Genomic DNA, 19,453 nt, shown 5'->3' with positions numbered 1-19,453 from the left:
CGGGCGGCATCCCTTTTCGCGGAGACGCACCATCGTGGCGCGCCCGCACTTCGAGCACCAGGAGAACTCTCATGACCCGCAACACCCGTACCCGCCGTCTCCGCATCGCCGCCGCCGGCGTCCTCGGCGGAGCCGCTCTCGCCCTCGCCGTCCCCGTCATGGCCGGTGCCCACGTGGGCGTCAGTCCCGACGAACTCGCCGCGGGGGACCACGGCGTCCTCACCTTCTCGTTCTCGCACGGCTGCGAGAACTCGCCCACCACCGCGCTGCGCATCACGATGCCCGAGGGGCTGGCCTCGGTCGCACCGACCATGGACAGCGATTGGAACATCCAGGTCGAACGCGGCGATGACGGCCTCGTCAGCGCCGTGACCTACACCGCCGTCACCCCCGTGCCCACCGATCTCCGCGGCGCGGTGAGCATGGGAGTCGGCCTCGACGAGAGCACGCCGGCCACCCTCGCCTTCCCCGTCGTGCAGGAGTGCGTCGAAGGCTCGACCGAGTGGACGCAGCTCGCCGAGAACGGCGAAGATCCGCACAGCCTCGACGCACCTGCACCGGTCGTCTCCGTGACGGCGGCTGCTGCGGCCGGGCACGGGGAGCACGCCGAGACGAACGCTGCAGAGGACGGAACGGCCGCAGCCGCGGTCTCCGATCCCCTGGGTGTGGCGCTCGGTGCCGGAGGGCTCATCGCAGGATTCGCCGCGCTGGTCGTCGCGATCCTCGCCTACCGGCGTCGCGCCTGACGATGTGAGTGGCCCTTCGCGCTTCGTCCTCCGTCGCGCGAGGGGCCACTCCGCGAAGGGTTTCTCACCGCGGTCGTGAGATCATTGATGCGTCATGTCGATTGAACAACAACCGAGCCTGCCTCCCGTGCTCCGCCCCGCGAACCCGCCCCGGCGTGAGCTGTCCGAACTCGCTTCCCGCTTCGCCCGCACCGTACACGGTGATGTCGACGGGATCGCCCTCTCCGGCATCACCCTCGCGACGGCAGATCTCCGCCCCGGCGAGGCGTTCGTCGCGATCAGGGGCGTCAACCGGCACGGTGCGGAGTTCGCCGTCACTGCAGCCGAGAAGGGCGCCGTCGCGGTCATCACCGATGAGGCGGGCGCAGAGATCGCCCAGGCGGCGGGGCTCCCCATCCTCGTGGTCGACGACCCTCGTGCGGTGCTGGGTGACCTCAGCGCCTGGGTGTACGGCACCGGCGCCGGTGACCCGCTCCCTCTGCTCTTCGCGACGACGGGAACCAACGGCAAGACCAGCGTGTCGCACCTGCTCGAAGGCATCCTCGATCAGATCGGCGTCGTCACCGGGCTCTCCTCCACGGCCGAACGCCACATCGCCGGTGAGGTCATCGTCTCGCGTCTCACCACCCCCGAGGCCTCCGAGATGCATGCGCTCCTCGCCCTCATGCGTGAGCGCGCGGTAGAAGCGGTCGCCGTCGAGGTCAGCGCGCAGGCGCTGTCGCGTCACCGCGTCGACGGCATCCGATTCGACGTCGCCGGATTCACCAACCTGAGCCACGACCACCTCGACGACTATGCCGACATGGACGAGTACTTCGAGGCCAAGCTGCCGCTTTTCCGCCCCGACCGGGCCGAGCGGGGCGTCATCTGCCTGGACTCGCCGTCCGGAGCGATCGTCGTCGAGCGCGCCGAGATCCCCGTCGTCACGGTCGGCACCCCGTCGATCGCCGCCGACCGTGCGGCCGCGGCCGCCTCTGACTGGGTGGTCGTCATCGATGAGGAGAGGGCAGCCGGCACCACGTTCACGATGACCGGTCCCGCGGGTTCCCTCACCACGACGGTCCCGGTGATCGGCCGGCACATGGCCGCCAACGCCGCTCTGGCGATCGTGATGCTCCTCGAGGGCGGCTACGCCTGGGATCGCATCGTCGACGCGCTCACGCGCGACGGCGGCATCCGCGCCTACCTGCCCGGTCGCACGCAGCTCGTGTCGGGCGACACCGGCCCCGCCGTGTTCGTCGACTTCGGACATTCCCCCGATGCGTTCGAGAAGACGCTCGCCGCCGTCCGACGCGTGACGCCGGGCAAGGTTCTGATGCTGTTCGGCGCCGACGGCGACCGCGACGCGAGCAAGCGCTTCGACATGGCGCGCACGGCTGTCGAGGGCAGCGACATCCTCGTCGTCACGGACCACCACCCGCGTTTCGAGGACCCCGCGTCCATCCGGGCGACGCTGATCGACGGCGCTCGCACGGCGCGTCCGGATGCCGAGATCCACGAGGCCTCGCCGCCCGAGAACGCCATCGTCACCGCGGTCGGCCTGGTCGGCGACGGCGACGCCATCCTCTGGGCAGGCCCCGGACACCAGGACTACCGGGACATCCGCGGAGTGCGCACGCCGTACTCCGCGCGCGAGCTCGCCCGACGAGCGCTGCGCGCTGCAGGCTGGCCCGTGCCGGACTCGCGTTGGCCTGTCCCCTACCCCGACGAAGACTGAACCGCGGTGTGCCGGGGCGGGAGAACGCCCCGGCGCCGACGCAACGACTCGGACTCTCAGACGGCGGCGATCAGCCGATCGGCAGTGGCGCGCGCCCAGGACTCTGCCGCGGCAAGCGTCTCGACCGTGAGCACGTCGGGCGCATCGTGCGCGTCGATGACCCGGGCGATGGTGTCGACGATACCGAGGAACGAGAGCCGCCCCTCATGGAACGCATCGACCGCCTGCTCGTTCGCCGCGTTGTAGACGGCGGGGAACGTCCCGCCCGCGCGTCCGACCGCCTTCGCGAGCGCGACCGACGGAAAGGCCTCCCCGTCGAGCGGCTCGAACGTCCAGGACGTGGCGGATGACCAGTCGAGCGGTCGGCCGACGCCACCGACGCGGTGCGGCCAGTCCAGGCCGAGGGAGATCGGCAGACGCATATCGGGCGGCGAGGCCTGCGCGATCGTGGAGCCGTCGATGAATTCGACCATCGAGTGCACGATCGACTGCGGGTGCACGACGACCTCGATGTCGTCGTAGGCGACGTCGAACAGCAGATGCGCCTCGATCACCTCGAGTCCCTTGTTGACCAGGGTCGCGGAGTTGGTCGTGACCATCCGGCCCATGTCCCACGTCGGATGCGCGAGCGCCTCGGCCGGAGTGACCTCGGTCAGTTGCGCACGGTTGCGTCCGCGGAACGGTCCGCCGGACGCCGTCACCACGAGGCGGCGCACCTCGGCGTGGGTGCCGGCGAGGAGCGCTTGCGCGAGTGCCGAGTGCTCGGAGTCCACCGGGACGATCTGCCCGGGGGCAGCGGCGGCGAGTACCAGGTCGCCGCCGACGATGAGGGATTCCTTGTTCGCGAGGGCGAGGGTGCGACCCGCCTTCAACGCCGCGAGAGTCGAACCGAGGCCGATCGAGCCGGTGATCGCGTTGAGCACCACATCGGCCTCGACGTCACGGACGAGCTGCTCGGCCTCGACCGCGCCGAGCGCCGTCGACTCGACCTGGAACTGCGCGGCCTGCGCCTCCAGCATCTCGGCATTGGAACCGGCAGCGAGGCCGACCAGCTCGAATCGACGAGGGTTGGCACGGATCACATCCAGTGCCTGGGTGCCGATGGAGCCGGTGGAGCCGAGGACGATGACGCGACGCATACCGCCAGCCTAGGTCACGCCCACGGCCTCCCTGCGGTCACTGCTGCGGCTGGACCGGGGTCGTCGCGAGGATGTCGACGACGAACACGAGGCTCTCCTTCTGGAGTTCGTGCCCCTCGCTCGCGCCGTAGCCGTCGGACGGCGGCATCACGACGACGACCTGCGAGCCGACCCGCTGGCCCTCGAGGGCCTTCTGGAAGCCAGCGACGACGCCGGTGGTCTGGAACTGCGCCGGAGCGGCCTCACGGCTCCAGCTGGAGTCGAACTCCTTGCCGTCGGACCACTTGACGCCCAGGTACTGCACGACCACGAGGTCGCCCGAAGCGACAGTCGCGCCGTCGCCCTGCTTGAGGACCGCGACCTTGGTCTCGGTCGGCGCGTCGCCGTCGGGGATCGTCACGGTCGGCGCGCCCTTGTCGTCGAGCTTGACGGTCGGCATACCCGGCGTCGGGTCGACCGGCGTACCCGTCGCCACCTCGGGCAGCTGCTCGACGGCTTCGGCGTAGACGACCACGTTGTTGGCCCCCTCGCCGAGGACCTGGCCCGGGAGCGTGAGCACGATCCGCGAGCCGACAGGCTTGCACTCGAGTGCGGCGACGAAGAGCGACGACTGGTTCGTGTCGAGCAACACGGGCAGCACTCCGCCCTCACCACGGGCCGAAGAATCGAGCACCTGATTGTTCGTCGCATCGACGATCTGGTACTCCACCGATACGAGGTCACTCACCACGACGTCATCCCCGTCTCCCTCGGAGATGACGGTCCTCTCCACACCGGCGAACGGAGCATCGGCGGGAACCGTCACTTTGGTGTCCGCGCCTTCGCCCTCCACGACGACGGAGTCGGACGTGTCTCCCGACTTCGCGTCCAGCTGGCACGCGCTCGACGCCGTCGGCGAAGGGGTGCCGGAACTCTCCGGGGCACCGCCACCAGCACAACCAGCCAGCAGGAGAGTCGCCGCGGCGACGGTGGACAGGACGATGAGCGGACGCTTGCGCACAGTGGGACCTCGGGATCGCAGGGCAGGAAACTCCATCCTGCCTCATACCCCTTTGCCCGCGCTGGGAGGCGCGTCGGAAGTCTTCATTCCCACGGTGGCATGGATCCGGGAGTAACCTGCTCTGATGACCTCTGAGCAGTCCGTCGAGCCCGAATCCTCGTCAGAAGAGGAATCCTCGTCAGAAGAGACTGCGAAGCCTCGTCATGCCGGATTCGCCTACACGCTCGGCCGCAGCCTCATCACGCCGCTCGCGCGTCTCGTCTATCGCCCCCGGATCGAGGGGCGGGAGAACGTGCCGCTGAGCGGTCCGGTCATCTTCGCGAGCAATCACCTGTCGTTCATCGACTCGATCGCGATCCCTGTCGCTGCTCCTCGCCCTGTGCACTTCCTCGCGAAGTCGACGTATTTCGAGGGCACCGGCTTCAAGGGCTGGATGAGCAAGACGTTCTTCGAGTCCATCGGCGCGATTCCGGTGCGGCGCGGCGCGGGCCAGGCCGCCTTGGATGCCCTCGACCTGCAGCGCCAGCTGCTCGATGAGGGCCTCGCCGTCGCGCTCTATCCCGAGGGCACCCGTTCGACCGATGGCCGCCTCTACAAGGGCCGCACGGGCGTCGCGTTCCTCGCGCTGCAGACGGGGGCTCCCGTGGTTCCCGTCGGCCTCATCGCCACGGACAAGGTGATGCCCGTGGGCGCGAAGGTGCCGACCCTCAAGGAGCGCATCACGGTGCGTTTCGGCGAACCGCTCGATCTGTCCCCGCACGGTCCGGCAACGAGCGGACGCGCGCGACGTCTCGCCACGGATCAGATCATGGCCGCGATCCACGGCCTCTCCGGTCAGGAACTTGCCGGAGCCTACAACGAGGCCCCGGCGCAGGGAGCCATCGAGAAGATCAAGCAGGCCCTCCCCCACGAGCGTCGCTGACACCCGAGCCTTTCCCGCTCAGGCGAGGGCGCTGACCGTCGCCTGATGATGCACGGGGAAATTCATCGAGTTCGCGATGAAGCACCACTGGTTCGCCTGCGCGTGGGCGCGTTCTGCGGCGTCGATCATCGAGGCCTCGGCGACCACGACTTCAGGGCGCAGCGTCACCTCGACGAACGCACCACCGCCCCCGCCGTCTTCTCGCATCATTCCGGTCGCCTGGTCGCGGTAGGACACGACGACGACGCCGGCGGTGACGCACGCATGCAGATACGACAGGAGGTGACACTCGGAGAGGGAGGCGAGCAGGAGGTCTTCGGGGTTCCACCGCGAGGGATCGCCCCGGAAGGGCTTGTCCGAGGAGGCGAGGAGATCGGGCTTGCCGGCGACCTCGATCGTCACGTCTCGGCGGTAGTCCCGGTACCCGGTGGTTCCGGTACCCGTGTTGCCGGTCCACGTCGAAGTGAGCGCATAGTGGTGTTCGCCGAGAGTGCGAGAGGTCGTCTCTGCCATGCCATCAGTCTGTCAGGCTCCTCTGACACGACGCGAGCCGCCGCGCACCCCGGGCTAGAGTTGACGGGTGCTGGAGACTCTCACCGTTCAGGATTCCGTGGAACTCGCCGTCGTCGAGCGGAGCGGATTCGTCGAATCCCGCCACGCCGGCGCGGCCGTCGTGCTCTCCCCCGACGGCGAGATCGTAGCCCGTCACGGCAACGCCGATGCGCTGATCCTGCCGCGTTCCAGCCTCAAGCCGCTGCAGGCCATCGCGTGCATCACCGCCGGCGCGATCCTCGAGGGTGAGCAGCTGGCGCTTTCGACAGCGAGCCACGTCGGAACCGACCGGCACGCATCGGTGGTGCGCGACATCCTCACCGAAGGAGGGCTCACGGAGGACGACCTGGGCTGCCCTGCGTCGTGGCCGAGCGACTCCGCGACCCGTGACGAGCTCGTGCGCGAGCACGGTGAACCGACGCGCGTACGCATGAACTGCTCGGGCAAGCACGCCGCGATGCTGCGCGCCTGTGTGGCGACGGGATGGCCGACCGCGGGTTACCTCGATCCGGCCCACCCGCTGCAGCAGCACATTCGCGACGTCATCGAGCGCCTCACGGGCGAGAAGATCGCGCACACCGCGATCGACGGATGCGGTGCGCCGGTCCATGCGATGACGCTGACCGGCTTGGCGCGAGCGATCCATCGCATCGGGACGGCGTCCGACCGCTCTCCCTTCGCGCTTCACCGCGTCGCCGGCTCGCTGGTCCGTGCGGTGCGCGAGAACCCCTGGACGATCGAGGGCCCTGGACGCCCCGACACGATCGCGACGGAGAAGCTCGGCGTGTTCACCAAATACGGAGCAGAAGGCGTCATGGTGATGGTCGCCCCGAACGGCACGACCGTGGCGATGAAGATGCTCGACGGCGCCACCCGTGCCTCCACGATCGTGGCTGCCACGCTTCTCGCGCGCGCGGGAGGCCTGAGCGACGCCGACGTGGCGTCACTCGCCGGTGCTCTCCCGCTCACTGTGCTCGGCGGCGGGGTGGACGTCGGCGCCATCCGTCCGGGAGCGGGCATCTGACGTCCCGACGCGGGCGTCTGGCTTTCGCGGGCGATGCTCCATCTCGATGAGACACTCATCGAGGTGACAACTCGAACAGGCGCACGCGACGCGGTGAACCCGCGCCGATCACCGACCATGCTCGGCCTGCGTGCGGGCGGGCGTATGGGGGAATCTCGCGTGCGCCGACGAGTTGTCGGAGATCGGCGGGACGCTCGCAGCGAATGAGTACCTCACCGGTCGATCTCACCCGCTGCCACAAGGACCAGTTCCGCTGCCATGTCTCTGCATCGGCCACCACGATGCACCGCTTTGCGGGTACCCCCGGTTCTGTGCCTGCGGCCACCACCTCGCACTCGGGATGGGCGTCACGCATTCTGGCGATGACCTCCTCGGCCCCGGCGCTGACGACGGCCGTGACAGCGCACGAGGGCACCCATGCCACTTCCGACGGGCCTGCGGACCGGCGGGCCCCACTCTCCTCGACCCAGGCGAGCTGGACCTCCTGATCGCCGATCCTGGCGCGCCCCGGAGCGCGGTCGCGCACGAAACCGGAAGCTTCGCCCCCTGCCGCCAGATGCTCCAGCTTCGTCGACATACGCAGCAGCACCCGGCACGGCAGTAGATCGAGCACCCGCCCCAGCGATCCGCTGGCCCGCGCCGCGGTCAGAGCGAATGTCGTACCCTCCGCGGCGCGAAGAACCTGCTCCCACCGTTGGACGAGCTGCTGGCTGTACTCCGACGGCAATCCGGCCAGCAGCGCATCCATGTCATCGCTCAGGACGACAGCAGGAGGGCGCTCACTGCCATCCGCCCAGGCAGCGAGAAGGTCCCATGCGGCCTCGGGGTCACGCGGCACCCAGACGGCATCGTCCCGCTGCGATGCCACCGCTCTCAGCACCGACGTCCGACCGGAGCCTGGAGCGCCGAGCACCACGACGCCACGGTCTTCGCCGCATCGCAGCAGGACCGGCGGCTGTGCCTGATGGCCGGGGTCGTCCGCGCGGCCGAGGACGACCGCGTCAGGCGCCGCCTCGGCGTCGTCGACGAGCTCGGCTATCGGGAGAACGGCAGGAAGGGCGGGCAGCCATGGGCTGGGAGGCTGATTCGCTGCCGCCCACCGCATTCCGACATCTCGCAGATCGGCGGGCGAGGTCAAGGCGATCCGCAAGGCGACGGGCTCATGATCGGCCGGCCTCCGCACCAGCCCGAGCCCACGGGATCCGGGGTCTCCCCTCAGCGCGGCTGCGGCATCCGTGCCGATCATGAGCCTGCTGTCTGCGGCGTCGCCCACACGGAGGCTGATGCGGAGGGGGCAGTTCGCAGCCAACGCGTCTCTGACGACGCCGGCGGCACGCTGCGTACCGAGAATCAGATGCATGCCGAGCGCACGGCCGCGGGCCGCGATGTCGGTGAACACCGCGCCCAGGTCGGGGTGTTCGGCCAACAGAGCGGCGAACTCGTCGACGACGATGACGAGACGTGGCATCGCGACGTCGCGCACATCGCGAGCCCCCGCAGCGGCCAACACGGCTTCCCGCCGTCGCAGTTCTGCGGAGAGACTGGAGACACCCCGTCGGGCCCCCTCTTCATCGAGGTCGGTGATGACGGCAGCCACCTGACGCAGGGCACGCAGCGGCTCGAACGCCGTACCGCCTTTGAAGTCGGCGAGCACGAACGTCACCCGGTCGGGTCCGTTCGTCGACGCGATGGCGGTCACCCAGCTGACGAGCAACTCGCTCTTGCCCGTCCCCGTCATCCCGGTCACGAGCGCGTGCGGGCCGTCGGCGACGATATCGACCGTGATGCTCCCGCGCTCACCACGACCGAGTGTCACCGCCAGACCCTCCACGCCCTGAGGTTGCTCCAGTTCGCCGAGCGACACCGCTTCCGGGAGCGCATCGACGTCGTCACCGCGCTGGGCGAGCTCGGTCCCCACCACTTCGGCCTGTGCACGCGACAAGCACTCGACGACGAGTGCGGTCGTACCCGCCGGGGTACGCAGGGTCCCCTGCTGCGGTTCAATGATGTCGACGACCGTCGCTATGCCCTCCGGCACCTCTTCGCCGACGGAGGCCATCCAGATCATCGCATCTGCTTCGGGCCGTCCGCCCCCCGTCGAACCGAGCCCTACCCGGAATCCACCACGACGGACCCTCTGCACATGGGGAAGACCCGCCAATCCGTATGCAGCGAGATCGGCACCGCCCGGATCAGCGCCGACAAGCGACAGCTGCGCGGCACCGAAGCGCAGACACAGCTGCATGATCAGAGCCCTCGCGGCCGCCTCGGTCAGAGGCCGCGCACCTCTGAGGCAGATCCCTCCGCCGATCGGCACGACGATCGGCGCATCCTCGACGACGCGGCACCGTTCGTCGAAGCTCCGGCCACGTGCATCCTCTCCCCCGCTGCAGCGGACCTCGCTCGTCGCACGGCCGGCACCGACGACGACGGGCGTCGTCTCATCGAGCCGTCGGGCGGCACGAAGCGGCGGCTGTGCGATACAGGTCGCGGTGTCGGGTCGTCGCTGCCACAGCGCAGCGCGTTCATCGTGGTGGCGGCGGACGAGCTCTGCCTCTGCTGCGGCCCACGCCACTTCCATCTGCTGCTCCCCCCGTCGACGTTCTCTCCGCCGAGCGCGCGCCGAGTCCACCAGCGAGGCCGCGATCATCAGCGGACCCAACGCAGCGAAGCAGAGCGCGAGGAAGGATCCGGTGACCAACCACAGCACTACTCCCGCGGCGATCGGCACGATGGCCGCTACGAACGGCAGCGGCGGGCGCCGCGACGAGGCGGGCGCCGTCGGAAGTACGATCGGGAGGGAGTCCATGCCTCCAGTGGATCGCACCGCGATCGACTGCTCGGCGCCGTCCACAGCGCGAGATCGTTATTCGGCGGGATTCCCACTTGGGGAGGACGAGTCGTCCTCCGCCGTCACCTGAACGATGATGAGCGTCACGTTGTCCCGGCCACCGTTCTCCAACGCTGCCGCGAGCATCGCGTCGACAGCGGCCCCCGGGTCTTCGTGTTCCCGAAGGAAGTGCTGGATCCCGTAATCGGTGAGTTCTTTGGTGAGGCCGTCCGAGCAGATGACGAATCGGTCACCCGGGCGCACGTCGATGGAGACGTAGTCAGGGGCCGTGAGCTCGCTCGCCCCCACCGCGCGGGTGATCACGTTGCTGTAGGGATGCCCTTCGGCCTCCTCCGGGCTGAGCTTGCCCGCCGTGATCAGTTCCTGCACGACGGAGTGATCGGTCGTGATCTGCACCAGTCGATCGTCGCGGAGAAGATACACCCGGGAATCGCCGATGTTCAGAGCAATCCAGTGCGATTCGTCGCCATCGCTGTCGAAGTACACACCCGTGAGCGTCGTGCCGGTGCCCTCGTCGGTCGTCTCCGGGTGATCCGCGATGTCTCCGACAGCCAGTTCGAGCGCATTCTCGATCGACGGACGATCGACCTTCCCCGACGAGACGACCGCCTGCAGCCGCGTGACGGTGCTCTGGCTGGCGATCTCACCGCCGGCATGACCGCCCATCCCATCGGCCACGATGAACAGCGGATAGTCGGCCAGGAAGGCGTCCTGGTTCGTCTCGCGGCGTCGGCCCTGATCGGTGATCCCGGACCAGGAAAGCAGCAGCGGGCGCTGCGCAACCGTGACTCGGTGCGTCTTCGTCTCAGCCACGTGCTGCCTCCGGTGGGCCTGCGGCAGGTCGGACGGTCGCAGGATACTCACAACACATCGTAGTAGAAGTCACGCGCACCGCGATCACACCGGGGCACCCGGATCCGCCGGAAGCGGAAACAGGGCATCGATGATGGCGAGCTCCTCGGCGTCGGGGCGCCACGCATCCCCTGCCTCCGCATTGGCCACGACCTGCTCTGCCGATGTCGCGCCGGCGATCACGCTGGAGACCGCCGAGTGCGACAGCAACCATCCGAATGAGGCCTGGAGCATCGAGATGCTGCGTTCGTCGCAGAAGCCACGGAACGCATCGAGCGCATCCCACGGCGCGTTCTCCCAGACATGGCGACGCGCCGACATGATGCGACTCGCCGCCGGGCCGCCGTCGCGGGTGAACTTCCCCGTGAGCAGTCCGTTGTGTAGAGGGAAGTACGGGAGCAAGCCGAGCTGATACCGCTCCACCGCCGGCAGCACCTCCCGCTCCGCAGCGCGTGCGAGCAAGGAATAGTGGTTCTGCGCAGAGACGAATCTGCCGGTCGACCGCGTCTTCGTCGTGAACTCCGCTTCGGCGATCTGCCACCCCGTGAAGTTCGAGTGACCGTAGTAGCGGATCTTCCCGTCGCGCACGAGTTCATCGAGTGCATCGGTCGTCTCTTCGATCGGCGTCTCGGGATCGGGCAGGTGCAGTTGATAAAGGTCGATCCAGTCGGTGCGCAGCCGCCGCAGAGACTCCTCCAACGCTCGTCGGATGTAGCGGCGCGAGCCACGTGCAGCGGGGAACGCGTAGCCCATGTCGCGCTCCTGACCGAACTTCGTCGCGAGCACGACGCGGTCACGACGACCTTCGAGGGCTTCCCCCATCAGCGTCTCGCTCGCTCCGGCCACCGCCCCATACATATCGGCGGTGTCGAAGAAGGTGATGCCGCTGGCGAGAGCCGCGTCGATCACCACGCGCGTGCCGGCGAGACTCTCGGTGGCGGTGCCCGCACGTCCGAAGTTGTTGCAACCGAGACCGGTGGAGGAGACGAGAAGACCGGAGGCGCCCACGCGGCGCTGGGACAAGACCATGTCCACCACGTTAGCGGCCACCGCGTATCGACGACCAGCCGGAACAGCACAGGGCCCCCGACCGGAGTCGGGGGCCCTGTGTCAGACGATCACGCCGGGGGCTGCGTCGGATCGGTCGGCGGTGCCGGCGGAGCTGCAGGCGGTGCCGGCGGAGCTGCAGGCGGTGCCGGCGGAGCTGCAGGCGGAGCGGTCGGCGGCGCCGGCGGGGTCGTGGGCGGTGCTGCCGGAGGTGCGGGCGGCGTGGTCGGAGGCACCGGAGGAACAGGAGCTCCCGTTGCCGGCGCTGCAGGTCCGGCAGGCGGCGCGTAGCCGGGCTGAGCCGGAGGGGCGTAGCCGGGTTGTGCGGGTGGAGCGTAGCCCTGGGGCGCCGGCGGTGCATAGCCCTGGGGCGCGCCGTATCCGGCCTGAGGCGCTGCGGCCGATGCCTGAGCGGGAACGCCGTCCCAGACCGTGCGGTCGCCGAGCAGGCCGTTGGCTGCCCAGGAGGCGGGCTGGATCGCCGGATTCCACCGCGACTTGTCGAATGCGTTGATGCCGAGCCACACCGGCGGCAGGAAGAAGTACAGAACGACCCAGACCGCATCCTTCTGCAGCTTCAGTCCGACGCGCCACGCGGCGATCAGATCGACGACGCGGCCGGCGATGCCGACGAGCGGGAGGATAAGGAACCACCCGAGGAACGGGATGATCGAGCCGACGATACCGGCACCGATCAGGTAGAGAACGAGCCAAGGGCTCAGGTCACCGAGCTTGTAGAAGATCATGGTGCTGTAGACGGGCACCCAGGCGCGCCACTTGCCCTGCACTCCCGCCTTCTCGAAGATCTTCATGTAGAACCACGAGTAGAGCGCGTAGATGGCGAGTGGCAGGATCGTGTAGACCAGGATCAACGCGACCAACGCGCCGCCTGACAGGCCGCCATAGCCGTAGTAGTCGTCCATAGTTCCCTCCAGAAAATTCATGATGCGGCATCATGCGCTGAACACACTAGCGCGTCACGGGGTTTCCCCGCAGATCTCTTCGCCATCGGGCGCGTCCACGTCACCACCATCCGCGGACGAAGCGGAGCTCGTCACGCGCAAGCCGAGTCACTCCTCGACGACCAGCTCCAGAACGCCGGGCTGTGCACCGTCGCGGAGGAAGATCCCCCGCTTCTGCGCCCACGCCCGAAGGCCGCGGAGCGAGCTGACACGCGGCCGGTCCTCGGCGATCGCCCGCACGAGCAGGCCCTTCGACTTCTTGTTGAAGTGGTTGAGGGCCCTTCCGTGGGCAGTCACCACCCGGACGTACGCGGAGGAGACGGAACCGGGCACGGGCCCGAGCGCGACGTAGGCCTCGCTGCGCAGGTCCAGGACGAACGACGGAGCGGCCTCGGTGATCGCGGCGGACGTTGCTTCGGCCCAGTGCCGGCGAAGGGCCGGAAGTCCGGGGAGTGAGGTGCCCGCAGCGAGGCGGTAGACGGGAACGGCGTCAAGGGCACCGACAGGACCCAGCGGAGCGCTGTGGATCCACACGTGCTCTCCCAGCCACCGCCGGGAGACCGCGGAGAGGGAACGCGCATCGAGCGCGTCGAACAGCACACCCGTGTACCGGTCGATCGCGGGCATGGTGGGAGCCGATCGAAGCGCCCTGTTGTGCGCGATGTCCCCCCTCTGACGCTCGCTCAGCTTGAGCACGCGTCGTGCGGCCTCTTCATCGGCGGCGAGGTCGATCAGCGCCTCGAGGACCGCCGACCGCCGTTCGTTGAGCGACGGAAGCACCAGCGAGTCGAGATCGAGAGGGGAACCGTCGCCACCCTCGTGTTTGGTCTCCGACGGAGGGAGCAGGATCTTCATGAAACCTCGGTGGATACAGACGCGTCCGCCTCGGAACCCGTGCGGGTGCCGAGGCGGACGCGTGAAACAGGTACTGCTAGGCGATGAGAGCCGCGTTGCCGGCAACGATCGTCAGGGTGTCGCCCTCCATGGAGAGGAACCCGTCCTGCGCGTTGGCCAGCACCTTGGTGCCATCCGACTGGGTGATGCGAACCTGGCCCTCGGCGAGGATGGCCAGCACCGGCTCGTGGCCGGTCATGAAGCCGATCTCACCCTCGACGGTCTTGGCGACCACGAGGCTCGCCTCTCCCGTCCAGACCTCCGCATCAGCGGAGACGAGGCTGACATGCAGCGCCATGGTCAGCCGTTCTCCTTCTGGATCTTCGCCCACTGCTCTTCGACGTCGGAGATGCCACCGACGTTGAAGAAGGCCTGCTCGGCCACGTGGTCGAAGTCACCGCGGGTGATCGCATCGAACGACTCGATGGTCTCCTTCAGCGGGACGGTCGAACCCTCGACGCCCGTGAACTTCTTCGCCATGTACGTGTTCTGCGAGAGGAACTGCTGGATACGACGTGCACGCGACACGACGATCTTGTCTTCCTCGGACAGCTCATCGACACCGAGGATGGCGATGATCTCCTGCAGTTCCTTGTTCTTCTGGAGAATCTGCTTGACCGTCGTGGCGACGCGGTAGTGGTCCTCGCCCAAGTAGCGGGGATCCATGATGCGCGACGTCGAGGTCAGCGGGTCGATGGCGGGGTACAGACCCTTCGAGGCGATCTCACGAGAGAGCTCGGTCGTCGCGTCGAGGTGGGCGAACGTGGTCGCCGGGGCCGGGTCGGTGTAGTCATCGGCCGGCACGTAGATCGCCTGCAGCGAGGTGATCGAGTGGCCGCGCGTCGAGGTGATGCGCTCCTGGAGCACACCCATCTCGTCGGCGAGGTTCGGCTGGTAACCCACGGCGGAGGGCATGCGCCCGAGCAGCGTGGAGACCTCGGAACCGGCCTGCGTGAAGCGGAAGATGTTGTCGATGAAGAGCAGCACGTCCTGCTTCTGCACGTCACGGAAGTACTCCGCCATCGTCAGAGCCGACAGGGCGACGCGCAGACGCGTTCCCGGCGGCTCATCCATCTGGCCGAACACCAGGGCGGTCTTGTCGAAGACGCCCGCCTCTTCCATCTCGTGGATGAGGTCGTTGCCCTCACGGGTGCGCTCACCGACACCGGCGAACACCGACACACCACCGTGGTCCTGGGCGACGCGCTGGATCATCTCCTGGATGAGGACGGTCTTGCCGACACCGGCACCACCGAACAGACCGATCTTTCCGCCCAGCACGTACGGCGTGAGGAGGTCGATCGACTTGATGCCGGTCTCGAACATCTGAGTCTTGGACTCGAGCTGGTCGAAGTTCGGCGCCTTGCGGTGGATCGGCCAGCGCTCGGTGACCTCGATGGTCTCGCCGGGCTCGAGGTTGAGCACCTCGCCGATGACGTTGAACACCTTGCCCTTGGTCACGTCGCCGACGGGGACCGAGATGGCCTCACCGGTGTCGCGGACCTCCTGACCGCGGACGATGCCGTCGGTCGGGTTCAGGGCGATGGCGCGGACGAGGTCGTCGCCGAGGTGCTGAGCGACCTCGAGCGTGATCTCGGTGGACTCTTCGCCCATCGCGATCGTGGTCTTCAGCGCGTTGTAGATGTCGGGGATCGAGTCATGAGGGAACTCGATGTCGACAACCGGACCGTTGACGCGTGCGACGCGCCCGACGACCGCGGTCGCCGGCTGGTCAGCCGGAGCGGTGAGGGTCATTTTCGTCTCTTTCCTGATGGTCTATTTGCTCGAGAGGGCGTCGGCGCCGCCGACGATCTCGGCGATCTGCTGCGTGATCTCCGCCTGGCGCGCGTTGTTGCGCAGACGGGTGTAGTCGGTGATGAGCTTGTCGGCGTTGTCGCTGGCCGACTTCATCGCCTTCTGCGTCGCCGCCTGCTTTGCGGCAGACGACTGCAGGAGAGCGTTGAAGACGCGGCTCTGGATGTACACCGGCAGGATCGCGTCGAGAACTGTCTCGGCGTCCGGCTCGAACTCGTACAGCGGGTAAACGGTGTTACCGGCCTCCGACTCATCGGCTTCCGTGATCTCCAGCGGGAGCAGACGCACGGATTCGGGCGACTGCGTCATCATGCTGACGAAACGGTTGTACACGAGGTGGATCTCGTCGACGCCGCCGTCCTGTCCCCCGCGGGAGAAGGACTCGAGCAGCGTGGCGGATATCTCCTCCGCGGTGTGGAACGACGGGGTGTCGGTGTCGCCGGTCCACTCCGCAGCGGCAGCGAGGCGTCGGAACTGGAAGTATCCGACGGCCTTGCGACCGATGAGGTAGAAGACCGGCTCCTTGCCCTGCTCACGCAGGAGTTCCGCCACCTCGAGACCCTCACGGAGGATCTGCGAGTTGAAGGCTCCGGCGAGACCACGGTCCGAGGAGAAGATCACGACCGCGGAGCGGGTGATGTTCTCGGACTCGCGGGTCAGCGGGTGATCCACGTTCGAGTGCGTCGCGACGGCCGACACGGCCCTCGTCACGGCTCGCGCGAAGGGTGTGGACGCCTTGACGCGTGCCATCGCCTTCTGAATGCGCGAAGCCGCGATGAGTTCCATCGCCTTCGTGATCTTCTTGGTCGTCTGAGCAGAAGAGATCTTCTGCTTGTAGACCCTGAGTTGAGCGCCCATATGTCAGTACCTCACGCGGTTACGCGCGACGACCCTTGACGATCTTCTCCTGGTTGACGTCCTCCGCCTCGGCTGCAGCGTGCTCCTCGTGACCCGGGGCGCCGATGGCGTGTCCCTTGCCACCCTGGAACTCCAGGATGAAGGCATCCGTCTGCTTCCCGAGCTCTTCGACCGTGGCGTCATCGAGGACGTTGGTGTCGCGGAGCGTCTCGAGAACCTTGGTGTTGCGACGCAGGTAGTCCAGGAGCTCGCGCTCGAAGCGCAGGACATCCGAGACCTCGATCGTGTCGAGCTTGCCGTTGGTGCCGGCCCAGATCGAGACGACCTGCTCCTCGACGGGGTACGGCGAGTACTGCGGCTGCTTGAGCAGCTCAGTCAGACGCGCACCACGGGAGAGCTGACGACGCGAAGCCGCGTCGAGGTCGGACGCGAACATCGCGAACGCCTCGAGGGAGCGGTACTGCGCCAGCTCAAGCTTCAGCGTTCCGGAGACCTTCTTGATCGACTTGACCTGAGCGTCACCACCGACTCGGGAGACGGAGATACCCACGTCGACCGCGGGACGCTGGTTGGCGTTGAAGAGATCGGACTGCAGGAAGATCTGGCCGTCGGTGATCGAGATGACGTTGGTCGGGATGTATGCCGAGACGTCGTTCGCCTTGGTCTCGATGATCGGGAGACCCGTCATGGAACCGGCGCCGAGTTCGTCGGACAGCTTCGCGCAACGCTCGAGCAGACGAGAGTGCAGGTAGAAGACGTCACCCGGGTATGCCTCGCGGCCCGGCGGGCGGCGCAGGAGGAGGGACACGGCGCGGTAGGCCTCAGCCTGCTTCGACAGGTCGTCGAAGATGATGAGGACGTGCTTGCCGCCGTACATCCAGTGCTGTCCGATGGCCGAACCCGTGTAAGGAGCCAGGTACTTGAAGCCGGCGGGGTCGGAAGCGGGAGCGGCCACGATCGTGGTGTACTCCAGGGCGCCTGCCTCTTCGAGCGCGCCCTTCACCGAAGCGATGGTCGAGCCCTTCTGTCCGATGGCGACGTAGATGCAACGCACCTGCTTGTTGACGTCGCCCGACTCCCAGTTGGCCTTCTGGTTGATGATCGTGTCGATCGCGATGGCCGTCTTGCCGGTCTGGCGGTCGCCGATGATCAGCTGACGCTGGCCACGGCCGACGGGGATCATCGCGTCGATGGCCTTGATGCCGGTCTGCATCGGCTCGTGCACCGACTTGCGCTGCATGACGCCGGGCGCCTGGAGCTCGAGGGCACGGACGCTCTCGGTCTCGATCGCGCCGAGTCCGTCGATCGGGTTGCCGAGCGGGTCGACCACGCGGCCGAGGTAGCCGTCGCCGACCGGAACGGAGAGGACCTCACCGGTGCGGGTGACTTCCTGACCGGCCTCGACACCGGTGAACTCGCCGAGGACGACGACACCGATCTCGTGCTCGTTCAGGCTCTGTGCGAGACCCTTGGTGCCGTCGGCGAAGATGACGAGCTCGTTCGCCATGACGCCGGGCAGTCCCTCGACGTGCGCGATGCCGTCTGCGGCGTCGATGACGGTTCCGACCTCGGTCGCCCCGGCCCCGGAGGGCTCGTATGCTGCGGCGAAGTCCTTCAGCGCGTCACGGATGACGTCGGGGCTGATCGATAGTTCTGCCATTGTCTTCCCTTTGTATCTGGGTGCGCGGTTCCCCGCGCGAAGTCGTGTTAGCCCGCGAGCTTCTGGCGAAGGTCGGCGAGTCGTGCGGAGATGCTGCCGTCGATGACGTCATCGGCGACCTGCACGCGCAGACCTCCGACGACGGCAGGGTCGATGACGACGTTGAGCGATACCTGGCCGTCATAGCGACGCGAGAGCGAGTCGCTGAGACGGGCGCGCTGCGCGTCTGTGAGGTCGGCAGCGGTGTACACCGTGGCGACCACTCGTCCGCGCTGGCTCGAGACGACGCTCATCGCCCGGTTCAGCAGGCGACGCACTCGTCGCCCGCGCGGCTCGCGCACGAGCGACGTGATGATCAGCGTCGTCGCAGCGCTGGTGGAGCCTTCGGCCAGGAGACGCTCGACGAGCGCACTCTTGGCGTCTTCTCCGCCGACGCGGCTGCCCAGAGCGAGTTCGAGTTCGGGATTGGCCGCGATCACCCGGGAGAAGCCGAAGAGCTCCCCCTCGATGTCCGTGTCCGTCTCGGCGATCGCTGCGGCGCGGATCGCGAGCTCCTCGATACCCTCGACGAGCTCGCCCGCGTTGGACCAGCGCTCGGCGACGACGGTCTTCAGGACGCCCTGGGCGCCTGCGGAGAACCCGCCGAACACCGCGGCGACGACGTTCTGTCGTGCCGCGGCGGGAGCGGAAGGATCAGCAAGCGCGCCGCTCAGCTGGGACGACGCGCTCACGGCATGCGCGGCGGCGAACAGCTCCCGCGCAGTGTCGAGAGTGACGTCCTTCGCTGCGGCAAGCGTCTTGATGGATGCCGCGAGTGCCTGAGTGGTCGCGCTGCCCATTACTGAGCCGCCTTCTCGGATGCCTCGAGCTCGGCGAGGAAGCGATCGACGACTGCCGTCGCACGTGCGTCGTCGGAAAGCGTCTCGCCGACCACGCCACCGGCGAGATCGATCGCGAGCGTTCCGACCTCGCTGCGCAGCGAGACGAGAGCGGTCTGACGCTCGGCCTCGATCTGCGTGTGCGCGGTGGCGGTGATGCGTGCAGCCTCGGTGGATGCGGCATCCTTCGCCTCGGCGACGATCTTCTTGCCGTCCTCGCGGGCGGCCTCACGGATCTCGCCGGCCTCGGTACGCGCCTCAGCGAGCTGACGCGTGTACTCCTCGAGTGCCGCCTCCGCCTGCTTCTGCGCCTCGTCGGCCTTGGCGATGTTGCCCTCGATGGCGGCGGACCGCTCGTCGAGCATCTTCGTCAGTCGGGGAAGGGCGACCTTCCAGACGACGATCAGGATGACGATGAACCACAGGCCCGACCAGATGATGTCGTACCAGGCAGGGATGAGGGGGTTCTTCGGTTCCCCCTCAGCTGCGAGGTTCGTGACAAGAGCGTTCAGCATCCTGTCTCCTTCTGAAGTCGG

At 67.9% G+C, this 19,453-nt stretch carries 18 protein-coding genes; 4 read left to right on the top strand and 14 right to left on the bottom strand.

Features of this window, described 5'->3' with window-relative positions; all coding sequences use genetic code 11:
- Nucleotides 1-71: 71 nt before the first annotated feature.
- Nucleotides 72-746, top strand: coding sequence for a YcnI family protein (locus ACFVWL_RS14165; protein WP_387183930.1), 675 nt, complete (start codon nucleotides 72-74; stop codon nucleotides 744-746).
- A gap of 94 nt (nucleotides 747-840) precedes the next feature.
- Nucleotides 841-2,463 carry a Mur ligase family protein gene (locus ACFVWL_RS14160; protein ID WP_387183928.1) on the top strand — a complete coding sequence of 541 codons (1,623 nt, stop codon included), beginning with the start codon at nucleotides 841-843 and terminating at the stop codon, nucleotides 2,461-2,463.
- A 56-nt stretch (nucleotides 2,464-2,519) separates the two neighbouring features.
- Here ACFVWL_RS14160 and dxr read toward each other — a convergent pair whose 3' ends face one another.
- Complete coding sequence (dxr, locus tag ACFVWL_RS14155) at nucleotides 2,520-3,602, bottom strand: 1-deoxy-D-xylulose-5-phosphate reductoisomerase (protein WP_387183925.1); 1,083 nt, start codon at nucleotides 3,600-3,602, stop codon at nucleotides 2,520-2,522.
- Between the two features lie 37 nt (nucleotides 3,603-3,639).
- Nucleotides 3,640-4,638: an FKBP-type peptidyl-prolyl cis-trans isomerase gene (locus ACFVWL_RS14150; RefSeq protein ID WP_387183924.1), complete on the bottom strand. Its 999-nt coding sequence runs from the start codon at nucleotides 4,636-4,638 to the stop codon at nucleotides 3,640-3,642.
- 88 nt (nucleotides 4,639-4,726) lie between these two features.
- Here ACFVWL_RS14150 and ACFVWL_RS14145 point away from each other — a divergent pair, with 88 nt between their 5' ends.
- On the top strand, nucleotides 4,727-5,524 hold the full coding sequence (locus ACFVWL_RS14145) for a lysophospholipid acyltransferase family protein (RefSeq protein ID WP_387183923.1): 798 nt from the start codon (nucleotides 4,727-4,729) through the stop codon (nucleotides 5,522-5,524).
- Between the two features lie 18 nt (nucleotides 5,525-5,542).
- Here the strand turns inward: ACFVWL_RS14145 and ACFVWL_RS14140 are convergent, their stop codons facing one another.
- Nucleotides 5,543-6,037: an OsmC family protein gene (locus tag ACFVWL_RS14140; RefSeq protein WP_387183920.1), complete on the bottom strand. Its 495-nt coding sequence runs from the start codon at nucleotides 6,035-6,037 to the stop codon at nucleotides 5,543-5,545.
- 67 nt (nucleotides 6,038-6,104) lie between these two features.
- Between ACFVWL_RS14140 and ACFVWL_RS14135 the strand changes: the two genes are divergently transcribed.
- The gene (locus ACFVWL_RS14135) at nucleotides 6,105-7,100 is read left to right on the top strand and encodes an asparaginase (protein WP_387183917.1); all 996 of its coding nucleotides are present in this window, start codon (nucleotides 6,105-6,107) and stop codon (nucleotides 7,098-7,100) included.
- Between the two features lie 55 nt (nucleotides 7,101-7,155).
- On the opposite strand, the gene ACFVWL_RS14130 is transcribed toward ACFVWL_RS14135, so the two are convergent.
- The 11 genes from ACFVWL_RS14130 to ACFVWL_RS14080 form a co-directional block, all read right to left on the bottom strand.
- Entirely contained in the window at nucleotides 7,156-9,909 is a 2,754-nt protein-coding gene (locus ACFVWL_RS14130) for an FtsK/SpoIIIE domain-containing protein (RefSeq protein ID WP_387183915.1), read from the bottom strand.
- 57 nt (nucleotides 9,910-9,966) lie between these two features.
- Nucleotides 9,967-10,764 (bottom strand): PP2C family protein-serine/threonine phosphatase, encoded by a 798-nt coding sequence (locus ACFVWL_RS14125; RefSeq protein ID WP_387183913.1) that lies wholly within the window; start codon nucleotides 10,762-10,764, stop codon nucleotides 9,967-9,969.
- Between the two features lie 84 nt (nucleotides 10,765-10,848).
- Nucleotides 10,849-11,832: an aldo/keto reductase gene (locus tag ACFVWL_RS14120; protein WP_387183910.1), complete on the bottom strand. Its 984-nt coding sequence runs from the start codon at nucleotides 11,830-11,832 to the stop codon at nucleotides 10,849-10,851.
- Between the two features lie 89 nt (nucleotides 11,833-11,921).
- Nucleotides 11,922-12,773 (bottom strand): large exoprotein, encoded by an 852-nt coding sequence (locus ACFVWL_RS14115; protein ID WP_387183907.1) that lies wholly within the window; start codon nucleotides 12,771-12,773, stop codon nucleotides 11,922-11,924.
- Nucleotides 12,774-12,920: 147 nt separating this feature from the next.
- Nucleotides 12,921-13,667, bottom strand: a complete 747-nt coding sequence (locus ACFVWL_RS14110; RefSeq protein ID WP_387183904.1) for a YaaA family protein — start codon at nucleotides 13,665-13,667, stop codon at nucleotides 12,921-12,923.
- A gap of 76 nt (nucleotides 13,668-13,743) precedes the next feature.
- A complete protein-coding gene (locus tag ACFVWL_RS14105) occupies nucleotides 13,744-14,004 on the bottom strand; it encodes a F0F1 ATP synthase subunit epsilon (RefSeq protein WP_017830988.1) in 261 nt (86 codons plus the stop codon).
- Between the two features lie 2 nt (nucleotides 14,005-14,006).
- Nucleotides 14,007-15,461 (bottom strand): F0F1 ATP synthase subunit beta, encoded by a 1,455-nt coding sequence (gene atpD / locus ACFVWL_RS14100; RefSeq protein ID WP_017830989.1) that lies wholly within the window; start codon nucleotides 15,459-15,461, stop codon nucleotides 14,007-14,009.
- 21 nt (nucleotides 15,462-15,482) lie between these two features.
- Nucleotides 15,483-16,379, bottom strand: coding sequence for a F0F1 ATP synthase subunit gamma (locus ACFVWL_RS14095; protein ID WP_017830990.1), 897 nt, complete (start codon nucleotides 16,377-16,379; stop codon nucleotides 15,483-15,485).
- Nucleotides 16,380-16,398: 19 nt separating this feature from the next.
- A complete protein-coding gene (gene atpA / locus ACFVWL_RS14090) occupies nucleotides 16,399-18,039 on the bottom strand; it encodes a F0F1 ATP synthase subunit alpha (RefSeq protein ID WP_387183900.1) in 1,641 nt (546 codons plus the stop codon).
- Between the two features lie 47 nt (nucleotides 18,040-18,086).
- Nucleotides 18,087-18,878: a F0F1 ATP synthase subunit delta gene (locus ACFVWL_RS14085; protein WP_387183897.1), complete on the bottom strand. Its 792-nt coding sequence runs from the start codon at nucleotides 18,876-18,878 to the stop codon at nucleotides 18,087-18,089.
- A complete protein-coding gene (locus ACFVWL_RS14080; RefSeq protein WP_387183894.1) occupies nucleotides 18,878-19,432 on the bottom strand; it encodes a F0F1 ATP synthase subunit B in 555 nt (184 codons plus the stop codon). Before ACFVWL_RS14080 ends, ACFVWL_RS14085 begins: the two co-directional genes overlap by 1 nt.
- Nucleotides 19,433-19,453 lie beyond the last annotated feature (21 nt).

Source organism: Microbacterium sp. NPDC058269, assembly GCF_042881445.1.
In the GTDB taxonomy this organism is placed as follows: domain Bacteria; phylum Actinomycetota; class Actinomycetes; order Actinomycetales; family Microbacteriaceae; genus Microbacterium.
The sequence above is the reverse complement of the archived record's forward strand: the minus strand, read 5'-3'. Positions and strand labels throughout refer to the sequence as shown.